General features: G+C 62.2%; 21 protein-coding genes and 1 pseudogene. 5 read left to right on the forward strand and 17 right to left on the reverse strand.

Going from position 1 to position 23,183, the window contains the following annotated elements; genetic code table 11:
* Nucleotides 1-39: 39 nt before the first annotated feature.
* Complete coding sequence (locus VB738_RS08395) at nucleotides 40-477, reverse strand: cupin domain-containing protein (protein WP_323305319.1); 438 nt, start codon at nucleotides 475-477, stop codon at nucleotides 40-42.
* Between the two features lie 77 nt (nucleotides 478-554).
* On the opposite strand from VB738_RS08395, the gene VB738_RS08400 reads away from it, so the two are divergent.
* Nucleotides 555-1,247, forward strand: a complete 693-nt coding sequence (locus VB738_RS08400; protein ID WP_323305320.1) for a response regulator transcription factor — start codon at nucleotides 555-557, stop codon at nucleotides 1,245-1,247.
* Between the two features lie 123 nt (nucleotides 1,248-1,370).
* The gene (locus tag VB738_RS08405; RefSeq protein WP_323305321.1) at nucleotides 1,371-3,836 is read left to right on the forward strand and encodes a glycoside hydrolase family 9 protein; all 2,466 of its coding nucleotides are present in this window, start codon (nucleotides 1,371-1,373) and stop codon (nucleotides 3,834-3,836) included.
* A 9-nt stretch (nucleotides 3,837-3,845) separates the two neighbouring features.
* Here the strand turns inward: VB738_RS08405 and VB738_RS08410 are convergent, their stop codons facing one another.
* Genes VB738_RS08410 through VB738_RS08420 form a run of 3 tightly spaced genes read right to left on the reverse strand, consistent with a single transcriptional unit; the run spans nucleotide 3,846 to nucleotide 5,264 of the window.
* Nucleotides 3,846-4,181, reverse strand: a complete 336-nt coding sequence (locus tag VB738_RS08410) for a type II toxin-antitoxin system PemK/MazF family toxin (protein ID WP_323305322.1) — start codon at nucleotides 4,179-4,181, stop codon at nucleotides 3,846-3,848.
* Nucleotides 4,175-4,414, reverse strand: coding sequence for an AbrB/MazE/SpoVT family DNA-binding domain-containing protein (locus VB738_RS08415; RefSeq protein WP_323305323.1), 240 nt, complete (start codon nucleotides 4,412-4,414; stop codon nucleotides 4,175-4,177). Before VB738_RS08415 ends, VB738_RS08410 begins: the two co-directional genes overlap by 7 nt.
* 22 nt (nucleotides 4,415-4,436) lie before the next feature.
* Nucleotides 4,437-5,264 (reverse strand): CPBP family intramembrane glutamic endopeptidase, encoded by an 828-nt coding sequence (locus tag VB738_RS08420; protein WP_323305324.1) that lies wholly within the window; start codon nucleotides 5,262-5,264, stop codon nucleotides 4,437-4,439.
* Nucleotides 5,265-5,381: 117 nt separating this feature from the next.
* Between VB738_RS08420 and VB738_RS08425 the strand changes: the two genes are divergently transcribed.
* Entirely contained in the window at nucleotides 5,382-5,951 is a 570-nt protein-coding gene (locus VB738_RS08425) for a hypothetical protein (RefSeq protein WP_323305325.1), read from the forward strand.
* Between the two features lie 37 nt (nucleotides 5,952-5,988).
* On the opposite strand, the gene VB738_RS08430 is transcribed toward VB738_RS08425, so the two are convergent.
* From VB738_RS08430 to VB738_RS08455, 6 genes and pseudogenes are all read right to left on the reverse strand, one after another.
* Nucleotides 5,989-7,011 carry a DUF389 domain-containing protein gene (locus VB738_RS08430; RefSeq protein ID WP_323305326.1) on the reverse strand — a complete coding sequence of 341 codons (1,023 nt, stop codon included), beginning with the start codon at nucleotides 7,009-7,011 and terminating at the stop codon, nucleotides 5,989-5,991.
* 38 nt (nucleotides 7,012-7,049) lie between these two features.
* Nucleotides 7,050-7,508, reverse strand: a complete 459-nt coding sequence (locus tag VB738_RS08435) for a GNAT family N-acetyltransferase (protein WP_323305327.1) — start codon at nucleotides 7,506-7,508, stop codon at nucleotides 7,050-7,052.
* A gap of 20 nt (nucleotides 7,509-7,528) precedes the next feature.
* Entirely contained in the window at nucleotides 7,529-7,915 is a 387-nt protein-coding gene (locus tag VB738_RS08440) for a nuclear transport factor 2 family protein (protein ID WP_323305328.1), read from the reverse strand.
* Between the two features lie 371 nt (nucleotides 7,916-8,286).
* Nucleotides 8,287-8,514: pseudogene (locus VB738_RS08445) on the reverse strand (tautomerase family protein); the annotation flags it as partial.
* 162 nt (nucleotides 8,515-8,676) lie between these two features.
* Complete coding sequence (locus VB738_RS08450; protein WP_323305329.1) at nucleotides 8,677-9,087, reverse strand: type II toxin-antitoxin system VapC family toxin; 411 nt, start codon at nucleotides 9,085-9,087, stop codon at nucleotides 8,677-8,679.
* Complete coding sequence (locus VB738_RS08455) at nucleotides 9,084-9,323, reverse strand: type II toxin-antitoxin system Phd/YefM family antitoxin (RefSeq protein ID WP_323305330.1); 240 nt, start codon at nucleotides 9,321-9,323, stop codon at nucleotides 9,084-9,086. Before VB738_RS08455 ends, VB738_RS08450 begins: the two co-directional genes overlap by 4 nt.
* 124 nt (nucleotides 9,324-9,447) lie before the next feature.
* Here VB738_RS08455 and VB738_RS08460 point away from each other — a divergent pair, with 124 nt between their 5' ends.
* The gene (locus VB738_RS08460; protein WP_323305331.1) at nucleotides 9,448-10,917 is read left to right on the forward strand and encodes an MFS transporter; all 1,470 of its coding nucleotides are present in this window, start codon (nucleotides 9,448-9,450) and stop codon (nucleotides 10,915-10,917) included.
* Here VB738_RS08460 and VB738_RS08465 read toward each other — a convergent pair.
* A complete protein-coding gene (locus VB738_RS08465) occupies nucleotides 10,911-11,549 on the reverse strand; it encodes a DUF429 domain-containing protein (protein WP_323305332.1) in 639 nt (212 codons plus the stop codon). The two genes, VB738_RS08460 and VB738_RS08465, sit on opposite strands and share 7 nt — an antisense overlap.
* A gap of 245 nt (nucleotides 11,550-11,794) precedes the next feature.
* Between VB738_RS08465 and VB738_RS08470 the strand changes: the two genes are divergently transcribed.
* Nucleotides 11,795-13,039 (forward strand): alpha/beta hydrolase family protein, encoded by a 1,245-nt coding sequence (locus VB738_RS08470; RefSeq protein ID WP_323305333.1) that lies wholly within the window; start codon nucleotides 11,795-11,797, stop codon nucleotides 13,037-13,039.
* A gap of 341 nt (nucleotides 13,040-13,380) precedes the next feature.
* Here the strand turns inward: VB738_RS08470 and VB738_RS08475 are convergent, their stop codons facing one another.
* The 6 genes from VB738_RS08475 to VB738_RS08500 form a co-directional block, all read right to left on the reverse strand.
* Entirely contained in the window at nucleotides 13,381-14,841 is a 1,461-nt protein-coding gene (locus VB738_RS08475; protein WP_323305334.1) for an AAA family ATPase, read from the reverse strand.
* Nucleotides 14,838-15,062, reverse strand: a complete 225-nt coding sequence (locus VB738_RS08480) for a hypothetical protein (protein ID WP_323305335.1) — start codon at nucleotides 15,060-15,062, stop codon at nucleotides 14,838-14,840. The genes VB738_RS08475 and VB738_RS08480 overlap by 4 nt, the downstream gene beginning before the upstream one ends.
* Before the next feature lie 120 nt (nucleotides 15,063-15,182).
* Entirely contained in the window at nucleotides 15,183-15,935 is a 753-nt protein-coding gene (locus VB738_RS08485; protein WP_323305336.1) for an ATP-binding protein, read from the reverse strand.
* Nucleotides 15,881-16,228: an ATP-binding protein gene (locus tag VB738_RS08490; RefSeq protein ID WP_323305337.1), complete on the reverse strand. Its 348-nt coding sequence runs from the start codon at nucleotides 16,226-16,228 to the stop codon at nucleotides 15,881-15,883. Before VB738_RS08490 ends, VB738_RS08485 begins: the two co-directional genes overlap by 55 nt.
* A complete protein-coding gene (locus VB738_RS08495) occupies nucleotides 16,225-19,719 on the reverse strand; it encodes an Eco57I restriction-modification methylase domain-containing protein (protein ID WP_323305338.1) in 3,495 nt (1,164 codons plus the stop codon). Before VB738_RS08495 ends, VB738_RS08490 begins: the two co-directional genes overlap by 4 nt.
* A gap of 3 nt (nucleotides 19,720-19,722) precedes the next feature.
* Nucleotides 19,723-22,965 carry an SNF2-related protein gene (locus VB738_RS08500; protein ID WP_323305339.1) on the reverse strand — a complete coding sequence of 1,081 codons (3,243 nt, stop codon included), beginning with the start codon at nucleotides 22,963-22,965 and terminating at the stop codon, nucleotides 19,723-19,725.
* Nucleotides 22,966-23,183 lie beyond the last annotated feature (218 nt).

The raw sequence follows: 23,183 nt of genomic DNA on the forward strand, positions 1-23,183 counted from the left end.
CAGCGGCCCCTCGCCGAAGCCCCTCGGCAAGGCCCCCCATCAGCGGGCTGGCTCTGCCGCCGGCGCCGGCACGGTGATCGGCTGGCCCTTCACCCCCGCGTAGACCACCACGATCTCGGCGGGTTCGGTGCCGTTGTTGGTGCCGTAGTGGGGCTGGTTGACCATCTCGATCAACCCCTGGCCCGCCTGCAGCTGCAGGCTGGCGCCGGCCGCGCTGGTCACCAGCAGCTGGCCGCGGATCAGCATGCCGGCGTTGATCACCGGGTGCTGGTGCATGGGCAGCGCCACACCCGGCGGGATGGTGATGTGCAGCACGGTGACGTCCGGCTGGCCGCTGGGGTAGGCGGGCAGGGGGGTGCCGTTCCAGGAGCGGGTGGATTGCACCAGCGTCCGCACCGTGACGCCCGCCTGTTCCCCCTCCGCCAGGCACGGCGGCCCGGCCAGCAGCAGGCCGCCGGCGAGCAGCAGCGGCGCCAAGGCGCACCGCCGGCTCCGACGTGTCGCCCCGAATCGGTCCATCCCCATAGCCTGCCCCACAGCCCCCGCCGGTCCCCGTGGATTTCACCGCCGATCTGCCCGTTGTGCAAATCCGGCGGGCGGTGATGCGCCGGGCCCTGATCGCCACCGATCTGCCGCCGCGGGTGGCGCTGGCGATGGGCGACGAGCCGCTGCTGCTGCGCTACACGGTGGGGCTGTTCGGCTACGGCCTGATCGGCTGCGCCGTTACCGACGCGGAAAGCTGCCTGCGCCGCCTGGCGGAGCAGCCCCACGGGCTGCTGGTCTGCTCCGACAGCCTCGAGGGCGGCGACGTGCTCAGCCTCACCGCCACGGTGAAGCAGCGCCATCCCCAGCTGAAGGTGATCGTGATCGGCACCGCCCCGGTCCAAGACCCTGCGCTGGTGCGGGCGGCCTGGGTGGATGGGCTGGTGGCGGAGCGCGACATGACCTTCCGCAGCGGCGCCCTGCAGGCGGCGGTGCTGGCGGCGCTGGGCGGGCACCACTTCCGCAGCGCCTCGATGCGGGACCTGCCGGTGCCGGCGCCGATCAGCGAACTCAGTCCGCGTGACTACGAGATCCTCGAGGGGCTGGCCGACGGCCTCACCGACCGGGAGATCGCCGAGCGGCTGATGATCAGCCCGAGCACGGCCAAGTCGTACACCAAGCGGCTGCTGCAGAACATGGGCGCCCGCAACCGGCTGCAGGCGCTGGTCATGGCGCTGCGGCAGGGCCTGATCCGGCTGCGCTGAGCCGCCCCTCCCCCGAGCCGTGGCAGCCGATCACCCTCCGGCGCGCCACCAACCACCCTCCGAAGGGGGTCGCCCCGGACTGGCGGGGCGCCGTAAACCGTTGGGGGTGATCTGTTCTGAGCGATGGCGTCCGTCGATCCGCTGACCGGGGTGGGGTTCAATTACGCCGAAGCCCTGCAGAAAAGCTTCCTCTTCTATGAGGCCCAGCGCTCCGGCGACCTCGACGAGGCCCGCAAGCGGATCGACTGGCGCGGCGACGCCGGCCTGCGGGACGGCGCCGACGGGGTGTACTTCGGTGGGCGCTCGGCGGCCAACCTGCAGAGCGGGCTGACGCTCGACCTCAGCGGCGGCTACCACGATGCCGGCGATCACGTGAAGTTCGGGCTGCCGCTGGCCTCCACCCTCGCCACCCTCGCCTGGGGTGGGATCGAGTTCTCCGATGGCTATGCGGTCACCGGCCAGACCGATGAGCTGCTCGAGGCGGTGCGCTGGGGCACCGATTATCTGCTCAAGGCCCACGGCGTCGATGCGGCCGGCACCACGCTCTACTTCGTGGCCCAGGTGGGCGATGCGGGGGCCGACCACGCCCTCTGGAGCGCGCCCGAAAACCAGACGATCGCCCGGCCGGCACTGGCGGTGACGCCGAGCAAACCCGGCTCCGATGTGGCGGCGGGCTCGGCGGCGGCGCTGGCCTCGGCGTCGGTGCTGTTCCGCCAGAACGGCGATGCCGCCTACGCCGACGTGCTGCTCAACCGCGCCCGCTCCCTCTACGACTTCGCCGACAGCTACCGGGGCAGCTATGCCGATGCGATCCCCGAGGTGCGCTCCTTCTACAACTCCTGGAGCGGCTACAACGACGAGCTCGCCTACGGCGCCGCCTGGCTGTCGCGGGCGGTGAACGCGGCGGGGGGCAACGGCACGGCCTACCGCGACAAGGCCCTGTCGATCTACACCGGCAGCATCGGCGGCCTCTCACGCGGCTGGACGGGCAACTGGGACGACGCCTCCTATGCCACCGCCGTGATCCTGGCGGAGGACACCGGCTCGGCCCGCATCCAGCAGGACGTGGAGGGCTGGCTGAACAACTGGGTGAGCGGCGGCAACGGGGTGACGATCAGCGCCGGCGGCCTGCGTCACATCAGCCAGTGGGGTTCCCTGCGCTACGCCGCCAACACGGCCTTCCTGGCCGATGTCTACGCCGACAACGTGCGCGACCCCGGCGGTGCCTACGGCCGTCTTTCGCAGGGAACGGTGGACTACATCCTCGGGGCCAATCCGCGCCAGTCGAGCTACCTAGTGGGCTTCGGGGCCAACGCGCCCCGGCAGCCCCACCACCGGGCGGCTTCGGGCGTGGGCTGGGACGGGTTCCGCAACGGCCAGCCCAACGCCCACACCCTCTATGGCGCCCTGGTGGGCGGCCCCACCAGCGCCAACGACTTCGCCTACCAGGACCGCCGCGACGACTATGTCGCCAATGAGGTGGCCCTCGACTACAACGCTGCGCTCACCGGTGCCTTCGCCCGCAGTGTCGAACGCCGCGGCGGCGTGCCGCTCAGCGACGCCCAGCTCGACGCCCTGCCCGGGATCACGGTGCGGCCGGGCAGCGGCGGAACTCCGGTGACCCCGGTGCCGACGCCGCCCCCCACACCGACTCCCACACCAACGCCAACGCCAACCCCAACGCCAACCCCCACGCCCACACCTACTCCCACACCGCCGCCACCGGTCCCCACGCCCATTCCCACCCCCGGCGCCCCGCTGCCGGCCACCCTCAACGGCATCCCGCTCACCTCCAGCCCGGCTCTGGCGGTGGTGGTGGGCGGCGCGATCTGGACCGGGGGGATGACGGTGCAGCTCACCGTCAGCAACGCCGGCACGGCGGCGCTGAACGGCTGGAGCTTCAGCTTCGAGAGCCCGCACCGGCCCAGCGGCACCCCCTGGGGGGTGCGGATCAGCAGCACGGCGCTGGCGGGCGGGCTGTTCCGCCACACCGTCAGCGGCGACGCCTGGGCCAGCGCGATCCAGCCCGGCCGCAGCGTGACCGTGGGCTTCAACGCCAGCCAGGGACGGGCCCTGGGCCACAGCGGCACCCTCACGGCGGCGGCCCTGTTTGGCGGCGCCGGCCGGCTGGCCTTCAGCGCCGCCAACCCCCGCTTCCTCACGGGCAATGCCGCCGCCAATGCCCTCAGCAGCGGCCCCGGCGCCGACGTACTCACCGGCCTGGGGGGCGCCGACACGTTCCGCCTCGCCAACCTGCGCGATTCGCTGCTGGCCGCCCCCGACCAGATCACCGATCTGGTGATCGGCAGCGACCGCATCGATGGTCCCCGGGCCGTGTCGGCCGCCGCCCTGCGCGAACTGGGGGCGGTGGCCGACCTCACCCCCGCCGCCCTGGCCGCCGTGCTCACCCCCGCCAGCTTCGCCGCCAACGGCGGGGCCACCTTCACCCTGGCCGGCGGCGGCAGCGGCGGTGGCAGCCGCACCTTCCTGGCCCTGAACGACGGGACCGCCGGCTTCCAGGCCGCCAGCGACGCCATCGTCGAGATCACCGGCTACAGCGGTTCACTCACGGCGCTGGCGGTGGTGTGAGGGGGGCCATCAGACCGCAAACATCTCCTGAAGGATGGTCAGGAGCTGGAGCAGGGTGTCGTTCGGCAGGGTGCCCAGCCGTTTCACCAGCCGTTCGCGATCAACCGTGCGCAGCTGGTCAGGCACGACGTGGCCCTCTTTGCCCTGGAACGAACAAGGAACGCGGAAGGGGTAGGGGTGAGCACCGGTCGTCAACGGCGCCACGATGAACGTGCCCATGTGGGCGTTGAGTTCATCCGGCGACACGACCACGCAGGGCCTGGTCTTGCGGATCTCCTGGCCACGGGTGGGAGGCAACGCCACCAGAAAGATGTCACCGCGGCTGACGGCGACGTCCGTCACCATTCCCACTCCCCTTCGTCGAAGTGGGTGGGAGTGGCCGCATCCAGGAGACCTTCCGGCGCCACGGCTGCTGCGGCCTCGGCCCACCCGGCCCGCGGTGCCGCCACAGGCGTGATCGTCAGCACTCCAGGGGCGGCGTGGATGTGCACCTCGTCCGTCAGGCCAGCTTCCTCGAGCAGCGGCTTGGCCAGGCGAAGACCGCGTGAATTGCCGATCCTGACCAGCTTGGCCCTCACACGCCCGGCTCCAACCATGTAGTCACATTGTAGCCACTTCAAGAGAAGGCAGCACCACCGTGCCCCTGTCGCTGCGGTAGAGGCCCACGTAGACGAGCAGGCCCAGCACCACGAACACCCCCTGCGCCGCAAAGGAAGCGGCCGAAAGCCAGGGATAGGCATAGCCACCGGCCAGGAACGTCGAGATGTCCCACAGGCCATGGGCCACCATCGCCGGCCAGATGAGGCCCGTGTAGCGGCGGAAGACATACAGGAGGATGCCGCTCAGGGCCGCCAGGACCACCTGGATCGCGCCGATCCAGCCCATCCCCATGGCCATGTTGGGGAGATGGAACAGCCCGAAGCAGACGCCCGTCCAGATCGCGGCGGTGGCCTCCGAGCGGCCCCCCTGGCGCAGGCAGCGCAGAAACAGGCCCCGGAACAGCAGCTCCTCGGCGAAGCCCACGCCGACGCCGGCGGCGAGGATGGCCAGGAGCAGGTCGTGCGGCACCGCGCCCCACTGGATGCCCACCAGGCGGAGGGCGATCATCGCCATCCAGGCCAGCATCGACAGCTTCATCAGGCCGGTGCAGCGCAGCCGCACAGGATCCCGCCAGACATGGTCCCAACGGCACCAGCGGCTGAAGGCCAGCAGCGCCAGGCCGCCGACAGTCAGGGGAACAACCGCCGTGGCGAAGGCATGGCCGGCCGTCTTGAACCAGTCGGTGTAGGGAATGCCGGTGCGGAACTGCAGGACTCCGGCCAGGGCGCTGTAGGCGAGCCAGAGCGCGATCCCCAGACGGATCGTCGGACGGAGGCGCGGGCCGCTGGTGCCCTCCGATGCGCCCTCCGTGGCGATGGTCTTGATCAAGGCGCGACACCTCCCAGGGCACTGCTAGCGAGACCAAGGGGCCCTGTCACCCCGATCCGGACTCCACGGACACCGACCGCCGCGATGGGTACATTCGGAGCAGTCCCAACCCTGCCGATGCGCCGACTTCCGATCCTTGCCGCCTCCCTGCTGGGCCTGGCGTCCGTGGTGGTGTCAGCGCCGGCGCTGGCCGACAGCGTGCAGGCCCGCTGCGATGTCTTCCCCGCCGGAGAGGACAAGGCCACCTCCTCGGGGCTGTGCACCTTCTCGCAGCGGCAGGGATTCGTCACCATCCAGCTCAAGGGCGGTCAGACGATCGAACTCAAGCCCAACGAGAGCACCCCCAACGCCTACTTCGATGGGCGGGGGGAACCGGCCAGGCGGGAGATGCTGGAGGCCAACCGCGGCCAGGTGTACCGGCTGGAGAACCAGTCGATCTTTGTCTTCTGGGACCCCGCCCCCTACGGCAAGGAAGCCAGCAGCACCACACCCACCACGCCCGCGGCGAAACCGCCGGAAATCGTGAAGCTGCTGCTGGGCATCCACCAGGTGAAGTTCGAGGGCGCCTGCCGGGTCAACTTCAACAAGGCCGGGAAACAGTTCAGCAAGACCTCCTCCTGCACCCCGGCCCAGGTGACCCAGGCCGAGGACGCCATGCAGCGCTTCTTCCGGGAACAGGGGCTCTGATCTCCCTGGCGAGACGCGGGTCGCCACCGGAGGCTGGCTACTCCTCGCTGCCGAAGTCGAGATCGGCGTTGATCGGACCGTCACGACCAATGATCACCAGCGGGACAAAACGAATCCGCAGGCTGACCCTGGAGCCGTTGGGAGCAGGGGGTGCACGGTCCTCCATGGCGGCCACCTGGGCCGCGGTGGGTGGATTCGGCCCGCGTACCACGGCCCTCACGATGGTTTGCCCAGGGTTCCGCTCGAAACGCACGGCCACCAGCTGGCTGCCCGAGGAGGCATTGATGTCCTGCTCGAGGCTGTAGCGAACCTTCGTCTGGAAGAGTTGGTTGGCGATGGCCGCCTGGGAACTCACCGACAGCGAGATGGCCAAGGCCACCAGGATGATGATGCTGGGCAGGTTCTGCCTGAGAAAGAGGCGCAGAGGGAGTTCGGCGGTGCGGGTGAGGCGGCGGAACCCTGTGAGCCACAACACAACAGAAGCCGAAAACTGAATGGCCACGAAGTTGACCATGGCCAGCCCGAGGGCCCCCAGGGCCAGGGAGACATCGCCGCGGGCCAGCAGAATTCCCGCCGCCGACAGAGGCGGCACCAGGGCCGTGGCGATGGCCACACCCACCAGGGCCAAGCTGAGCTGGAACGACACCGTGGCGTAGGCACCCGCCACACCACCTGCCAGGGCAATCATCAGATCGAGGTAATTGGGGGCGGTGCGCACCAGGATCTCGCTGGTGATGGGCATGTCGCGGTGGACAACGCCGATGAGGAATGCCGTGGCCAGCACCACGGCCACTCCCGAGAGGAGCGACAGCACACTGTCGACGAGAATGGCCGGATCACTGTCAACCAGGGCCAGGGAAACACCGACGATGGGCCCGAGCAACATCGCCACGATCATGGCGCCGATCACCACCGCCGGGCTGTTGGCGAACAGTCCATAGGTGGCGATCGCCGCCGCCAGCGCATTCATCAGCAGGTGGGTCGTGCTGAAGGCGGCATCTTCGCGGATGCGATCCCGGACCGCTTCCTGCTGCTGGGTGGTGCCAGTGGGAACGGGCATCGCGTCTCTCCTGGCCACAGCGCTCAGTGTGATGGGCCTCAGGCTTGTTGAACGGTGAAGTGATAGACGCTGAACACCGCATCGCGCTCCCAGCCGGCTGAGGCATAGAGCGCCTGGGCGGCGGTGTTGGTGAGGGCAGTGGAGAGCGAGAGGCGGATGGCGCCGGCCTCGCGGCCGTGGCGTACGGCGGCATCAAGAAGGAGGCGGGCCACCCCCGAGCGCCTGGCCTCGGGCAGCACGAACAGGTCGTTGAGGATGAAGATCCGCGCCATCGACACCGAGGAGAAGGACGGATAGAGCTGGGTGAAACCCACCGCCCGGCCATCGGCTGCGGCGATGAACAGCACCGAATCCCCCTGCGTCAGCCGCTGGTGGAGAAAGGCACGGACATCGGCCGGCCCAGATGGCTGCCCGTAGAACTGCCGGTAGCCGTCGAACAGCGGTACGAGGGCCTCGAGATCGGCGGCGGTGGCTTGGCGAACGGAAGCGGGCTGCACAGGGCCGATGGGGGAAACGATCAGGAGGATGGTGGGGCCGGAGCCTGCACGCGGGTGGCCTGGCCGGCGACAATCTGCCAGGCGCCACTGGCATGGCGTTGCCACAGACGGGAGAACTGCAGATCCTCCTGAAAAGGGGAACCGTTGAACACACCCGCGAGGTGAACACGAACGCCAGCAAAGGCCGCCTGCTGCAGCATCAGGATGCGTCGCTCGGATGGATCGAGGCGATGGAATCTCAGGGCGCCGGAGCGATGCGGCGCAAGGTCCTCCTCCCTGGAGAGCACGGCGCCGAAATGGTTGACGAAGACCAGATCCGGGGAGATCAGGGCCTCGAGCGTTGCCACATCGGAGGCCAGCATGGCCTCTCTGAGCTGCTCTTCGAGCGTGGCGATCTCGTGTTCCATGGGGCAGGCGTCAGCGAGGAGGATCCGAGCGCCGGTACAGCAGCACGCTGGCACGTTGGATGTGGTCCAGAAGGGCGGGATGGCGGATGGCGTGCCCTATCAGGTCTGGATCCGTAGAGGATCGCGGCCTCCACCTCGGCATAGGTGGCGAGCACCATCTGAATGGCCGCCAGGTCGCTGTCGGGGTCAACCGCGCGCCAGAACGGCGTGACCGGACAGGCGTCGTCGGCCCCATGCCGCGCGGCCAGCCGCTGACGCAGGGTCGCCCCAGCATCCGGGCACCGGCGGGGATGCCCGCGAACGACTTCTCCAGCACCTTCACCTGGGGCTCCCGGCTGGCCTGGAACCTGGCCTCCCAATCGCTGGCAGGTCTATCGCCCATGGCTCGATGTCCCCGCCTGTTCCGCCTTCCAGTCGTCCGTGAGCATCCCGGCGAACCCCCAGTTCTCGTCGTCGATCTCCTGGATGACGACATGGGTGTGCTCGGGCTTCTTGCCGAGCACACGAACGAGTGAGTCGGTGATGTCCCTGACGATCTCGGCCTTCTGCTGCCGCGATGCACCTCGGGTGATCTGAACGTTCACGTAGGGCAATGTCTTGCTCCTGGAATGGGCGCTTCTTTGGCCTGCTGCCTATTCAAGCCGTCAGCGGCCAGAGCGATCTGCTGGCGAAAGCGCAGCAGGCCTGCGGCAGCAGCCAATGTAGGAAAAGCGGAGCTTCTGATGTAGGAAAAACGGAGCTTCCAATGCAGGAAAAACGGGCTACGACCTGGCCCCCCTCCAGATCGGGATCACTCCGCTATTGCGGATGGCCTGGTCATGGGTGGCGAGCACCAACCCATGGGCCAAACCCGTGGCCACGATCAGCCTGTCGGCAGGATCGCCGTGGAACCCATCCGGCATCTGATGGAGGGCGATGACCACCTCCACGTCAAGGGGCATGATCTGAACAACCGCAGGGGAAGCGGCCTCCTGCAACCAGGTCTGAAACGGCCGATCCAGCGCCAGCCGTCCTTTGGCGGAGAGCATCTGCGCCTCCCAGAGGCTCATGGCCGAGAGGTGGGTGCTGCCGGCGGCAGCCATTCGATCCAGCGAACGCCTTTCCCCGGCCACGAGGCGCTCGGAACCCAGCAGCCACCACAGCCAGACATGGGTGTCCAGCAGAATCTTCACCGCAGGGCATCGAAGGCCTGGGCCTCCAGCAGGGATTCCTCTGGCTCAGCGTGGAGCACTCCGGAACCGCGCAGGGTCGTCCATGGCGGGAGTCCCTGAGCGGAGCGCGTGGTCGGGGGCATGAGGCGTGCCACCAACTTGCCGTGGCGGGTGATCTCCACCACCTCACCGCCGCTCTCCACCTGCCGGATCAACTCCAGACACTGGGCACGGAACTCGGTCACGGAAATGTCCATTAGGGCATCGTAATGGACATTTCGATTGAGGTCCTTCTGCCTGCTCACGGCCGAAACCCACGTCGGTAGAACAGCACCGCTGCCAGTATCTGCAGGCCATCTGGAGATCAGGGCAACACCGGCCATGGACCAAGTCAACCCAGCCGTCCAGCGTCCGGGGGAAGCGCCGCCGGCCAATCCCGACCGCTGGTGGACCCTGGCCGCCGTGGAATGCGGCAACTTCGTTGTCTACATGGACGGGTTCATCGTCACCCTCGCCCTGCCGGCGATGGCGCGTCAGTTCGGCGTCGGGCTGCCGGTTCTGAAGTGGGTGATCGTCGCCTACCTGCTCACCGTGACGGTCACCCTGCTGCCGGCCGGACGCCTGGCCGACATCTGGGGACGCCGGCGCATCGTCGTCATCGGCATGGGCGTCCTCGTCGTCACGTCGGTGCTGTGCGCGCTGGCGCCGACGGTGGAGACCCTGATCGCCTTCCGGGTGCTCCAGGGGGTGGGCGGCGGCCTGGTGCTGGCCAACGTGATGGCCGAGATCACCGCGGTCTTCCCGAAGCAGGAGCGGCGCAAGGCCATGGCCGTGAACGCCTCGATCCTGGCGCTGGCCCAGGTCACTGGGCTGGTGCTCGGCGGCCTGCTGATCGGCCAGTTCGGCTGGCGCTCCCTGTTTCTGGTGATCCTGGCGGTGAGCCTGGCGGGACTGATCCTCAGCCTGCGGATCCTCAAGGCCCGCCCCCGCAGCCAGGACCGCAGCGCCATGGACTGGACGGGGGCCGTGCTGGCGGTGGTGGCCACCAGCGCGCCCTTCCTGGTGATCGAGCAGCTTTCCCAGGAGGGGCTGAACCCGGCCAGCCTGGCGATCCTGTTGGGCGGCGCGGCGGCTCTGGCCCTGTTCGTGGCGGTGGAGCAGCGCCTGGCGAAACCGCTGCTGACCCTCGGCCTGTTCCGATCGCGGGCCTTCACCTTCGGCTCGGTCGCCGCCGCCTTCTATTTCGTGGCCGCGGTGGCCTGCTACTTCCTGCTGCCGTTGTATGCCCAGCTGGTGCTGGGCCGCTCGCCGGTGATGGCGGGGGTGCTGATCGTGCCGCTCTCGCTGGTGCTCACCGCCACGAGCCTGACGGTGAGCAGCCTGGGGGATCGGGCCGGGGCGCGGAACCTCAGCACGGCCGGCATGCTCTGCGTCAGTGCGGGCCTGGTGGGCCTGTCCTGGCTGGGACCGGACGCTGGCGACGCCAGCATCATCGGGCCGCTGGTGCTGCTGGGCATGGGCGGCGGCCTGTTCCATCCCCCCAACAACAGCGCCACGCTCAACACGGTGCCGGCGCAGCACCTCAGCGTGGCCAACGGGTTCCTGTCGACGGCACGCAACTTCGGCCAGGCGATCGGGACGGCGCTGGCGGCCTCCCTGCTCGCCCACGGTCTCGGCGCCGCCGGTGCCGACGCCGCCCTGGCCGGGGAGGTGGGAGCGCGGCTGGGCGGGTCCCAGCTGGAGGCCTTTCTGGGCGCCCAGCAGTTGGCCTTTCGCCTGGCGGCCGCCCTCGGCCTGGTGGGAGCGGTGATCTCCGTTAGCCGCGGGGCCGAGGCCCCGGCGGTTCACTGAGGCACCACGATCCAGCCGGTCTCCGGTTCGCCGTAGGCCACGCAGGCGCCACCGCTGGCGGCGTGGTGGGCGGTGAGGGCGCAGAGGGCGGCATCGATCCAGTCGATTGAGGTGAGGGCTGCCAGGTCGAGGCCCGCCTGCTGCAGCAACTCCCGGCGCTGCGCGCGCTTCTGGGAGGCCTGGGCCTGGCCGCCGCGCAGGTGCCAGGTGATGGCATGGGGGAAGGTTTCGAAGCAGGCCGGCCCTTCGATGGGCAGGCAGCGGACGAGGGGGTGGGACGACTCCAGGGCATCATAGAGCGCCTCCCCCTGCAGCATCCAGTCGTAGTAGCCGGTGGGGTGGGCGATGGCGGCCTGCCGGGTGGGCGAGGCGAAGCAGATGATCCCCTGCTGCCTCAGCTCCCGTTCGCAGGGTCGGGCGCGGCCATCGCGGCTCCAGTGGCAGGGGGCATCGATGGCGATCACGCGCGCCTGCACCACGGAGCGACACCAGTGGGCGAGGGCCTCGGCATCCCTGGTGGCCAACTGGGCGGCGTAGGCGCCGCCGCTGAGGGCAACGGCATGGAATCCCTTGCGGGGGCCGCCCACGTCGATGCCAACCGTGGTGGGGCCGGGCTCAGCCAAAGGATTCACGGGCGCCATCATCTACAGCAAGATGCAGCCTGCCTGGGAACGGCAACGAGCGCTCAATGGAATGGAGCGCCACCCAGATCCAACCACTCCCAAGAGGAGTGACCAGAAAGGCGCTGTAGAGCAGATTGGATCACAATCGGCCGACAGAGACACCCGCCTTCAGCGTCGCCATCGCAGGCTTGCCTGGCTTGTCCTGAACTGGGGAAGTCTGGCGCCGAAGTCCTCGGTGATGATGCAGACCGTCAATGGTCGTCTTCGCTCGGCCGCCGGAGATCGTCTCGATGGGGCTCTTCTTTCAAGATCCGCTCTTTGAGCGGTTTGCCGTCCGCGCCCTGTCGCACGCGCTCTATGGGGGTGCTGATTTCGGCGAGTGCTTCGTCACGGCCTCTCAGATCACGCCCGCGGATCCGGATAGCTGGTATCGGGCCTGGACCGCCACCGCCGACCGTGTGATTCAGATCGCCGAATCCTGTGCCGCTGCCGGCCACGCGGTGAGTGCCCGCGAGGCCTACCTGCGGGCCAGCAACTACTACCGCACGTCCTACCTGCCGCTGTTCGGTGCACCTGTGGACGTCCGGCTGGTGGAGGCCTTCGACCGGGAGGCCGAGGCGTTCGCCAGAGCAGCCGCCCGAATGTCGCCAGCCGTGGAGGCCGTGGAAATCCCCTACGAGGGCACGAGCCTGCCCGGCTACTTCCAACGTGCCGATGACTCGGGCCAGCCGCGCCCCTTGGTGATCGCCACCAACGGCTACGACGCCACCGTGCACGAGGCGCACTTTGCCCATGCCGTGGCCGCTGTGCGCCGCGGCTACCACTGCCTCACCTTCGACGGCCCCGGCCAGGGCCGACCCCTCATCCACCAGGGCCTGGTGTTCCGCTCCGACTGGGAGAACGTGGTGCGCCCGGTTGTCGACTACGCGCTCTCCCGCCCGGAGGTGGACCCGCAGCGGATGGCGCTGATCGGCTGGAGTTTCGGTGGTTATCTGGCGCCCCGTGCAGCCAGCGGGGAGCACCGCCTGGCGGCCTGCATCGCCGACCCCGGCCAGTGGGACCTTCTCGAAGCGTTGCGGGCGAACCTGCCGCTCCCGCCTGCCGTGCGCGAACGCCTGCCCGAAATCGCCCCCGCCGATCTTGAAGCCCTGCAGGACCAGATCCGATCCAATCCATCCCTGCACTGGACGTTCCAGCGGGCCCTCTGGGTGCATGGCCTCGATTCCCTCACCGATTACTTCCGGATCGCCGGCGACTACAGCCTCAGGGGGCGCGCGGAACAGATCCGCTGCCCCACGCTGGTGGCCTGGGCGGAAGGCGATCCGATCGCGCGCTTCGCGGTGCAGCTGCATGACGCGCTGCAGTGTCCTAGGACCCTCGTGCGCTTCACCACAGCCGAAGGCGCCGGCGGCCATTGCGAGGAAATGGCGCGTTCACTGTTCCATCAGCGTGCTTACGACTGGCTGGAGTCCGTGTTCAGCAGCCCTGCGCCCGGATGAGCGAGCTTGCCCATTGCCGCGAATCCGTGGTGTATCTTGCACTCTGGTCTGATCCGCGCATGGATCTCAGGCAGCCAGGGTGTTTGGCTGTGATTGGAGCATTTTGGCGGCACACTTACCAAATTGCCATTTCAACCCGAGCCACTAGCAGCAAGACAATTATACATTTCATGCCATTCAAGGTATTATCTCATGACCATCTAAACATAACAATCAATAGGCTCGACTGCTGACGTTCAGCATCAGCCGTGGCGCGGAGCGACGTCCGCTCGATCCTGTCGTTACCCATTTCACTATATTTTTCTATTTCGATTCCGCTAATCGGAAGATGCAATCCATACTCATAGCTTCGCCAACTCTACCTTGAGGTTCTTTATTGCCTGAATCGTCCTGATCAGTTCCGTTTTGATCTCATGCCGCTCCGTGTTGTAGTGGCTGAAGGCGTTGAGCACAAGCGGGCGATAGGTTTCGATATCGGCTTGGGTGGTCGCAGGCAAGTCACCTTTGACGACTCTCCAAAAGTCTTCCGTTTTGTAATCCTTCAGCTTGGTTTTGAAGGTAACGGCTTTACTTTTGCGCTCGCAATGGATGCGAATCAGCTTTTCAAAAGCGGATCGGGCGTAGACCGCAGCAGCTTTGTAATCGCAACGATTCAGATGCGCCTCTGCCTTGGCAAAGAAATCCGTACCATCCATGATGAAAGGCGTTTCCGCGCCATCTGCGCAAGCTTGAGCATAAAACTCTAGGGTTTTCCAGTCCGCCATCTTCTGCTCAAGAAAGCCCCGTGCATGCTCGAACCATGGCTTGTCATAGGTGGTGATGAAGACCTGGTACTCGGGGAATTCGTTATCAAGAATGGTGAGCAGCGGCAGCCGGTTGGCGATGTCAAGGCCGATGAAGATGTCGTCCAGAAACAGCACCTTGCAGGGGATGCCCTGCACATGGCGCTTGATCATGACCAGATAGATGGAGATGGCAATGGCCGAAAGCCGCGCCTCGTTCAGAAACAGGTGGGGTTTGTCGATGGCCTTGCCCGCGTAGCTGAGTTCGACCCGCACCTGAGCGCCATTCAGCCGCAAGTAATCATCGGTCGGCCGCACCTGGGCAAAGCGCAGTTGCAAGGCCAGATTGTGGCTGAAGTAGTCAAGGAACGGCTGGGCGTGCCTGAGAATATATTCCGGACTTTCCGGCTTGAACAGCTCGCCGAAGGCCTCGTTGAAGGCCTTGATCGCCGCGTTGACATCCCCCTTCTTCTTGTTGATCGGGTATTCCTTGCCGGTGCTGCGGGCAATCGTCTCTTCGACATCGGCCCAAAGTTCGCCCAGCTCCTTGCCGCGGGTCAGCGAGTATTTGAAATGCTTGAGCACCCCCTTGACCAGCAGGTCGAACAGATTGATTTCTTCATCCTTTTTCAGGTGGTGGATGGCGAGCAGGTGCTTGTAGGTAAGAAAGCTCTTGAGTCTGTTGCCGTCGCGGATGCTGGTGTCACTGGGGTCGCGGGCATCATTGATCGCGGCATTGAACAAATAGGACTTTTTCTTGTTCTGCCTTTGGTGATTCGGCTTGAAGGTGACCCTGACGGCGGTCTTGCCTTCTTTCCCAGCCGGGACGAAGACATTCTCCAAGTTCGTGAGGTCAATATCCTCCATGGAGGACTGAAAGAAATCCTTCAGTGCGTAATAGAGCGAACTCTTGCCGCTGCCATTCTCGCCGTAGATGAAGGCATTCTTGCCGCCGACCTCAATTTTGTGGGTGCCGAGGAAGGCTTTGTAGTTGGTGATTTCGATGGTCTGGATTCTCATTCGAGGACTGTCAAGTACCCATCTATTTTGAAGCCGACATGGCACAGCTTCCCGGCATCAACCAGCTTGGCGATGGCCCGTTCAACGGCGCAAACAGACTTCCCAATGGTGGACGCCACCTCGGCCAGGGTGGAACGCGGCGTTCTCCGGAGGTCAGCCATGATCAGGTCGGGTGTGTTGACCAGCATTTCTACCTGCGTTTTTCCCAGGCATTCGGTCAAAAGCAGTTCTTTCCACGTGTGGTGCACTGTTGCGGTGAACAGGCAACCGTCGTGGACATCGGCAAAGTCGATAGCGGTCCATTTCTCCAGCGCCCGTCTGATGCGCGAACCCAGGCCAAGCTAAGGCATCAGCCATTTGGTAACAGAGGACACCAGAATCCTGTTGCGGATATTCGAGTTTCTGGCTCGAATCTTCTCCACCGTCAGGTTGTTGGGCAGGTGGCCGGGGCTGATGATCTCGATGCGGTTGTCGAAGGCTAACAGGCGGATCGGAGCGCTGACCAGATAATCCTGGTGCACCAGGGCGTTGACCAGCAGCTCCCCAAACAGCACTTCGAGGGTCTCAGGCAAGCCCGGCGCATTCACTCCGCGCCCGGCCTGTACCTTGTGCAGGTTGGGCATGACAAAGGCCAATGTCACCTCAAAGGGTTTCGGAAGCAGTCCGGAAAAGTCCTCCGTGTCGATATAGTCGGTGGTGTGGATGTTGTTGCCGGGGTAGCGGATCGTCTTGACCACGAACTGAGGCACGATACACTTCAGCTGTTCGACGAAAAGCAGCATCCCGGCCAGATTCAGATTGCCTCCATCAGAGGCAAGGTTCATGTTCTGCAATAGCCGGGTCAGGACGGCGGGGGAATAGGGGTACTCCTGCTTGTGGATTTCGCGCAGGAAGTCGCGAAAGCGGAACTTGTCCAGCTTGTCGATCCCTGCCTTGGTAGGCAGCTCGTCGGCGCGGAACTGGTTGGTGAGCTGAAACAGGCGGCACAGCTCTTCATAGGAGTTCACCCGCCGCTTGTCGGCTCCGGCCTTGAGCCAGATCACCCCGTTCTTGTCGAAATAGGGCTTGTCGATTCCCTTTGGCACGGTTCGCACGAAAAGATGCGGCCGTTGTCCAATGCCAGGTTCCCGGTCTGTACCGCCAGCGGGCTGCGCACCAGTTGTCTGGAGGCATTACTGAGGTGCTGATTGATGCGGGCCACATCCTGCTGCGAAAGCCCCGGCGTCGCACCGTTATCGGACACGCCGATAAAGATGGTGCCGCCATGGGTATTGGCAGGGGCCGTCATCTCCAAGGGCTGGGAATCGCCAATATTCACATCCGCCTTGAACTGGCGGGTGGAATCTTCGCCGAGGGCAACTTCCTTGGTCAGCTCCTTGAGATTCATCGCTTCAACGCCTCGCGGATGGTGTGCACCACCTCGACGCTGTCCAGGGTTTCGATGATGTTGCGCACCGGGTGGCGGGGGTCGTAGAGGCGGTCGAACTCGCGCTGAATAATGGCGAGTTTTTCCTCAGAGCTCTGTGCGTCGGTGATGGGGGCCAGTTTGCCGAGGTGACGGAGGATGTCTTTTCCGGCGGCTATGAGTTCGGCTGGGAAGTAGAGTTCGTAGACCAATCCGTGGACTAGTTGCTCGAAAAACTGAGCAACCAATTTATGATTAGTACGGTTTAGACTAAGTATAAACTCAACTAACATCGATATAACCTCTTGCACACTGGTATCAGCTATAACAAGTGGGATTTTCCCAACACCATTCTCGAAATATTCAAGAAGGTTATTGCCAGTTTTTTTACCTATGAATCTATATCTGAACGTAGCCACCTCAGAGTTAAGCAAAGCTAGCGTGTATTTAAAATTGACTGTTTTGCTAGTGTTGAATATCACCGTTGTATTAGTAAGGCCTATGAAATCATTTGTGTCATCCAGGCAAAACCTATTCTCAGGCGCGCGATATGAACACCATATCTTTTCGTTAGCATAAAGATCTTTATGCATTGGGAAGGTAAAGTTCCACCATTTTGCAGTTTTCCGCCTTCTTTTATCCGCTCGGCCAGAAAGCTCATTCTTGTAATAAGTCAAATGATCCTTTACTGGTTTTGGAATGTCCTCGAAATGATCAATATCTTCGATGTAGAGGATCCATTCTTTAGGTGGTTTTGATGTGTATTTTTCAATGATTCCTCCTGTAATTCTCTTTTTGATGCACTCTGAAGGAAATTCTTTTGGGTATTCTTTGAAGACAAATGCATTGTTGTAACCGGTTTGCATTCCGCTGCCGATTTTATATTTTTCAAAAAGCCTTGGATTGTTTCCGTCAATGGATTTAATGATCGGCCAGAGCTTAGCATCTGCTAGCGTGAAGCCATCAGCGTTCCAATCATTAGCAACAACGTAGTTGCTCTCTTGGGCCATTAGCGTTAGAAGCTCATCATCCTTGTAGGTCTCTTTCTGTAGATTTAAGTAACTTGGCTGGGCTCCTCTTCTACGCAAAAGACTAATCGCTGTTGTTATGCTTGCCTCTTTGAATGCCATGTAGTTTTCAAAGTTTATGATTCTGCGTATCCAGTCGCCTTCAAGAAGGAAGGTTCTAAGTTTTTTTGCTTTCTCGGCGTTAAGGAAGGCATTCGATGTGATAAGCACAACTAATCCAGATGAGATCCTGCACCCTCTTTCGAAGAAATAAAAAAGGATGTCGCTTTTATCCATATAGACTTTGTAGTTCTTCTTCAAGAACTCCTGAATGGGGGACTTGGCTCCGAATGTATCTATATTAAAATACGGCGGGTTGCCGATGACCACATCGAACCCGCCCTTCTTGTGCCAGATTTCGGAGAACATCAGCCGAAAATCGAAATCCACCTGATGGCCGAACACCTGCTTTGAATTGGCCAGCCGTTCCTGAATCTGGATGTCAATCTGTGTCTTAAGCGCAGCCTTCTTGTCGTTATCCGTTTCGGCAAAGAATTGCTTTTTCAAGGCTTCAAGCTGTGCAAAGGCCGGGCTGGTCCAGTTTTCCGGGAATCCAACCAGCGAATCCCCCCGCACGATCTTGTAATCGAGGTTGGGGAGCGCGGCGATGGTGCCGTAGTCCTCCTCGTCCACAATCAGCGACAGCCACAACCGCAGCCGGGCAATATCAATCGCCGAGGCGTCGATATCGACGCCGTAGATCGATTCGGCAATGGCATGGCGCTTCAGGTCGTAGGCGCTCCGATTGTTGCCGGTGTGCGGAGCTAGGGCCTGTCGGGCACCCACGATCTCGTGCAGCAGCCCCACCGGAAAGGCCCCGGAGCCGATGGCCGGGTCGCACACCTTGATATCGGCCAGGGAGTCGTCGATGGCATTGGCGTGTTCACGCACCGATTCGGGAAGCTGGAATTTATAATCCTTCGTTTCCTTGCCCTTGCTGAGCACTCGGGTGTCGTTCTCCAGCGCTAAATGGCCTTTGCGGATCAGGGTTTCAATGTCCGCTTTCGGTACCTTGATGTCCTGATGCTCAGAGCTCAGCTTGAGTTGCCCCTTGCTTGTGGTGTTGGCCAGCAGGCTGGTTTGGGGCGAGTCGAGCTCTTCGTAGCTGGTGGGGTAGGTGTTGAGCCGGTTGTCCAGATAATGAATCAGGCTCTCCTGACACATGTAATGAACGATCTCGCGCGGGGTGTAGAAGGCACCCTTGGATTTGCGCTCGGTGATCTCCAGCATGTTCTCGAAGACCTTGCCCAGCATTTCGGGATCGACGGCCACCTCTTTATCAAGCGGTTCGTCTTCCTTGATGGTGAAGTTATAGCGGTCGAAGACATCAAGGATGCCGGTGCCGACATCGCCGGCCCTAGTCTTCTCATCGTTATGGAACAGGCTGTTGGGAATCTCGATATTGACTTGACGCCAGTCGTAATCGGATTCGAACAGGCCACCGTTGAGAAACGGTACCCGGCACTGGAAGCGGTCGTAGTAACCGGGGTCGTCCTGTTTATCGCGCTTGCAGGCAAGCGCCTCGTAGAAGAGATATTGCAGGAAATCGCGAAAATAGTTGCCGCCTACTTGTTCGGACTGCTGGTAGCGTTCACGCAGAAAGCGCCTGGAGCCTTCGCCCCAGGCCTTGCCTTTGGCTGCGCCCAGCCAGCCTTTTTTCTGCAGGAAGTAGAGGAAGACGATCTGGCCCAGCAGCTTCTTGGCGAAGCGACTGACCGCCTGGTCGGTCTCTTCATTGCTAGCTTGCCTGAACCATGTCTGTTTCTTGAGTTGTTCGGCCAGCTTCTGGAACAGCGCCTTGTACTGGTCGAAAAATTCGTCAGTGATCTTTTCGATGGAGAAGGCCGCCTCGATCTCCTCGACTTTCGGGTCGGCGTAGTCCATCTCCAGGACCGGCAGCAGCTGTCTGCAGGCGGTGTGGCTGTTTTCGTGCTGGCCGACCAGATAGGAGTAACGCCGCGCCGGGGTCAGCTCCTGCTTGAGTTTGACCTTGCCCTTGTCATCCTGGTAGGCCTCGTGCTCGATCTTGACGAAAGAGAAACGCCAGTCCGCCCCATGATCATCCTGGGCATAGAAGGCGATCAGCGACGCCTCTTTTTCGAACTGCTTGAGACGGTTGACGGCAAAGTTGCGCAAGGATGAGCGGGCGCGCTCCAGCTTGGCGAGGGATTTGACCTCCACCACCAGCAGATCAAGCTGGTTGCCGTCGGGGTCGACATACTTGCCGATGCGCCAGTACTGGTTGACGTGCTGCTTGAAGGCATCGGGGATGTAGTTGCCGGTGTAGTGCCCGCTGCGATCTTCGTAATGGTTAAGCAGGTTGCGGACAAAATGCCGGTAGCTCTCCAGATCGAAGCTCTGGGAGAAAAGCCGCTGGATCAGCTTGTGTGCCTGATTTTTATCCATGCCTTACTTCCCCCCTGCGGCTATCTGGCAGCCGGAGAGAATGATCTCTCGCCGTGCGCCGCTGGCGCGTTGGGGCTGTGCATTCCCCTCATCAACGGCGCGGATGTGCTTGCGCAGGATAGCGAGCAGCTCCAGCGGATCGAGGGTTTTTTCGAAGGCTTTCTTGATGGTCTGGGCGGTCTTTTTCGCCATCAGGCCCTGGGCGATCATCTTGCGCACGCCATCGAGGAACTCCTCGTCGGCATCGGTGAATTTCTTGCAGCTGCGGAACACCTTGTCCTTCAAGCGCTTTTCGATATAGCTGGCATTGGAGCGGCCGCCGCCGGGGGCGGCTGGTTCTTCTTCCTGCACGGAATCCAAAGCAAATCGCTGCTTGTTCATCTCCAGCCAGTGGTAATACTCCTTCGGAATGGAGTGCCTAGGGGTGTCGGGCAGACAGGCAAGCAGGTTGACCGCCTCGATAAAGGTGATTTCGCCACTTTCGCCCTCCTGGGTGCAGTAGAACTTTTTCAAGGGGCCGATACGGAAGAAGCTGACCAGCTGGTTCGCCCCCAGCCCTTCGACGCTCCGCCCGGAGCGGGCTTTTTTCGGCAGGCGCTTGATCTTCTCGAACAGCTCCGGTTGTTCATCCCGCAGAGTGCGCATCAGCTCTAGGTATTTCAGTTCGGAATCGCCTTCTTCCTCTTCACCGGTATAAATCTGCTTTCGGTTCAAGGTCTCGAACAGCTCCTGGCTCCCGATCTCCTCGCCGTCGGAGAGGTATTTGGCGTCTTCACCGAGAATGTCGTGGAACATCTGGATCTTGTTGGTGACATTGGCTTCGAGCCCGAGGTGGACGTCAGCCTGGGTGGTCGGGAAGAAGTTGTAGATGAAGATATCGGGATGCACCGTGCCGAGGCGATTGACGCGCCCGGCGCGTTGCAGCACGCGGGTCGGGTTCCAGGGGAGGTCGTAGTTGATCAGCACGTTGCCCCTGTGGAGATTAATCCCCTCGGAGAGAACATCAGTGGTGATCAGGATGCGCAGGTTCTCGTCATATTCCTTCTGGTTGGGGTCGAAGGCGGCATTGATGAGGTCACGGGCCAACGCAGGATTATGGGTGACGGCGGGATAACCGGCACGTCCGCCCTGGCTGCTGAAGAACATGACCCGGCCCGGATACTGCCGGTTAAGTTCGTCAAACAGGTAATCACCGGTCTCCTTCGATTCCGTAAAGACGACCAGACGCTCTTTCAATGCGCGATCCGTTTTTAACTGCTTGGAGAAGGCATCCAGCTTGGGGTCCTCACCGACGTGTTTCCAAAGCGCCTCAACCTGCCGAAGCAGTTCCAGGTCGTGATGAAGGTCAGGGCCAAAGTCGCCGCGAAAATCCTCGGCTGCGTATTTGACGGCTTTCTCCTCTTCGACATATTTTTCCAGCACATCAATGTCGTCATTGTCGAGCAGATCGTACACATCGACATGCTTGCTGATATAAACGGTGCCGCCTTCGTACATGCCGATAAACCGCTCGTAGGATTCGATGAAGCGTCGGATGCTTTTACGGAATGCATAAAAACTGCTTTCCAGCCGCTTGATCAGAATCCCCTTCATGAAGCCGCCGACGTTGCGCTGCTGCTGGCGTTCGAATTCGGAAAGCTGCTTGCTGCCGGAGTAGTAAAGCAGCGGAATATAACGTGCATGACGGAAATTCTGAAGCAGACCAATGGTCTGGTTGAAGGTTGCCTCCAGCTCACCTTCAAATTCGTAGATGATTCGGCGGGGGTCCTGAACTTCGGGGAAAAAGAGTCCCTGGCTTTCGGTGTCTTTTTTGAAGTACGTCATGACATCGGATCGGGTACGGCGAACCATGACTTGCTTTAGGATACGTTCGCGGATTTCGCGCGAGACCGATTTAATGGCCTCCTTGTATGCTGGATCGGTTCGGTCCAGCCCTTTGAAACGGCCGCGCAGTGAAGCGAAGAAGCGCTCCAAGTTCGGGATGCCGGGAATGGTCGAGTTCTTGGGCACCTGGAACAGCTTGAGCTGGGCAATGATATCGTCGATGGTGTTGTTCAGTGGTGTGGCCGTTACCAAGATGACCTTTTTCCCTCGGCAGATGTCGTGCAGATCGGCGTAGGAACGGGTCCGCTCGTTGCGGAAGCGGTGCGCCTCGTCAACGACCACATAGTCAAACCGATCAAGGCCGAATTTAATCACCTTCTCCAGTTTGCCGAGCGACTCGACCCGCGCCGGTACGCGGAAATCGTGCAGGCTCTCTTCCCAGTAGCTTTTCAAAACCGGCGGGCAGATGACCAGAGCTCGCCCTTTGAGCTGTTGCAGCAGTTGCGCGGCGATAAAGGTTTTGCCCAAACCGACGACATCTGCCAGGAAGACCCCATTGTGTTCCTTGAGCTTTTTGATCGCCTGCTGTACCGCCTGCTGCTGGTATTGCAGCAACATGAATCCTTCGGGGAGGAAAACTTCGATATCGTCTTGAAGGTTGATATCTTCCTGCAGGTACTCATAAATCAGCTTTAAATAGAGTTCGTAAGGGGTGATAGAGTCATTGAGCCAGGTTTTATTCTGCACCGCGTCGACAAAATCGTCGGAGATGTCGACAGACTGCCGCCACAAGTCTTCAAACTGCTCTAGGGCGTACTCAACATCCCGGCGCTGCCGAAGCTCAACGTTGAATTCGCGGTTGGCAACCAGGCCGGAATAGGAAAAGTTACTCGACCCGGTTACGACAAATCCATAATCACGGTCATCCGGAGCAAAACGGCCGATGTAAACCTTGGCGTGGATATTTCTGGACGGGAAGGCCCTGATTTCCAGTTTCCGCCCATTGCCGCCTAGGTTGCGGTCATTGGCTGAATCGGCACATTCCGTTTTCAGGAACTCAATAAACTTCTTCAGCCCCAGTTCGAGTTTGTCATCTGCCTCTTCTGACTGTTCGATCTCTTCGATCAGGTTCTGCTGAAACTGATCTTTGGCGCTTTTATGGGATTCAAAATCCAGAACAGTTTGGCTTCGGTAGGCGTGAATGGCCCGGTTCGACTCATCGTCTATCCCCAAGCCTACAAGGATACGGGTCTTCTCCACCGGCTCGATACTGTCATAAAGCTGATAAAAACCACTGGCGCGAAAATAGCCGACCAGAACATCAAAAAGATGCGTATCCGCCAGTGTAGCCTTGAAGCGATCCAGCAGGGTCTGGTTCGACCCATTCGTAAAGAACGTGAGGTCGGTATGTTGGCTATTCATCGCATTCTTCCATAATCGCTTCTCATCTCAGCTCTCACTTTGCTGATCCCCATCTTCGGAAATGGCCACTTGTTTATGACGGTTCCGATAACCACCCAAAAGGCAGGCTCTCAGCCGCTTAAGAAGAAGCTGCAGCGCCGGCAATTCCCCCGGAACCTCTCCACCGCAGGCCCTGAGCGCCATGGCCCCGTCCCAGACTGGCGATTTAGTCGGACCCG

This window comes from Cyanobium gracile UHCC 0139, assembly GCF_034931325.1.
Classification (GTDB): domain Bacteria; phylum Cyanobacteriota; class Cyanobacteriia; order PCC-6307; family Cyanobiaceae; genus Cyanobium; species Cyanobium gracile_B.

Excerpts from the sequence above, each read along its gene's own strand:
- VB738_RS08410 (WP_323305322.1), bottom strand. The coding sequence starts at position 4,181 with ATGGTGACGGACGTCGCCGTCAGCCGCGGTGACATCTTTCTGGTGGCG.
- VB738_RS08460 (WP_323305331.1), top strand. The coding sequence starts at position 9,448 with ATGGACCAAGTCAACCCAGCCGTCCAGCGTCCGGGGGAAGCGCCGCCG.
- VB738_RS08490 (WP_323305337.1), bottom strand. The coding sequence starts at position 16,228 with ATGAATCTCAAGGAGCTGACCAAGGAAGTTGCCCTCGGCGAAGATTCC.
- VB738_RS08405 (WP_323305321.1), top strand. The coding sequence starts at position 1,371 with ATGGCGTCCGTCGATCCGCTGACCGGGGTGGGGTTCAATTACGCCGAA.
- VB738_RS08430 (WP_323305326.1), bottom strand. The coding sequence starts at position 7,011 with ATGCCCGTTCCCACTGGCACCACCCAGCAGCAGGAAGCGGTCCGGGAT.
- VB738_RS08425 (WP_323305325.1), top strand. The coding sequence starts at position 5,382 with ATGCGCCGACTTCCGATCCTTGCCGCCTCCCTGCTGGGCCTGGCGTCC.
- VB738_RS08500 (WP_323305339.1), bottom strand. The coding sequence starts at position 22,965 with ATGAATAGCCAACATACCGACCTCACGTTCTTTACGAATGGGTCGAAC.
- VB738_RS08495 (WP_323305338.1), bottom strand. The coding sequence starts at position 19,719 with ATGGATAAAAATCAGGCACACAAGCTGATCCAGCGGCTTTTCTCCCAG.
- VB738_RS08440 (WP_323305328.1), bottom strand. The coding sequence starts at position 7,915 with ATGGAACACGAGATCGCCACGCTCGAAGAGCAGCTCAGAGAGGCCATG.
- VB738_RS08475 (WP_323305334.1), bottom strand. The coding sequence starts at position 14,841 with ATGAGAATCCAGACCATCGAAATCACCAACTACAAAGCCTTCCTCGGC.
- VB738_RS08455 (WP_323305330.1), bottom strand. The coding sequence starts at position 9,323 with ATGGACATTTCCGTGACCGAGTTCCGTGCCCAGTGTCTGGAGTTGATC.
- VB738_RS08470 (WP_323305333.1), top strand. The coding sequence starts at position 11,795 with ATGGTCGTCTTCGCTCGGCCGCCGGAGATCGTCTCGATGGGGCTCTTC.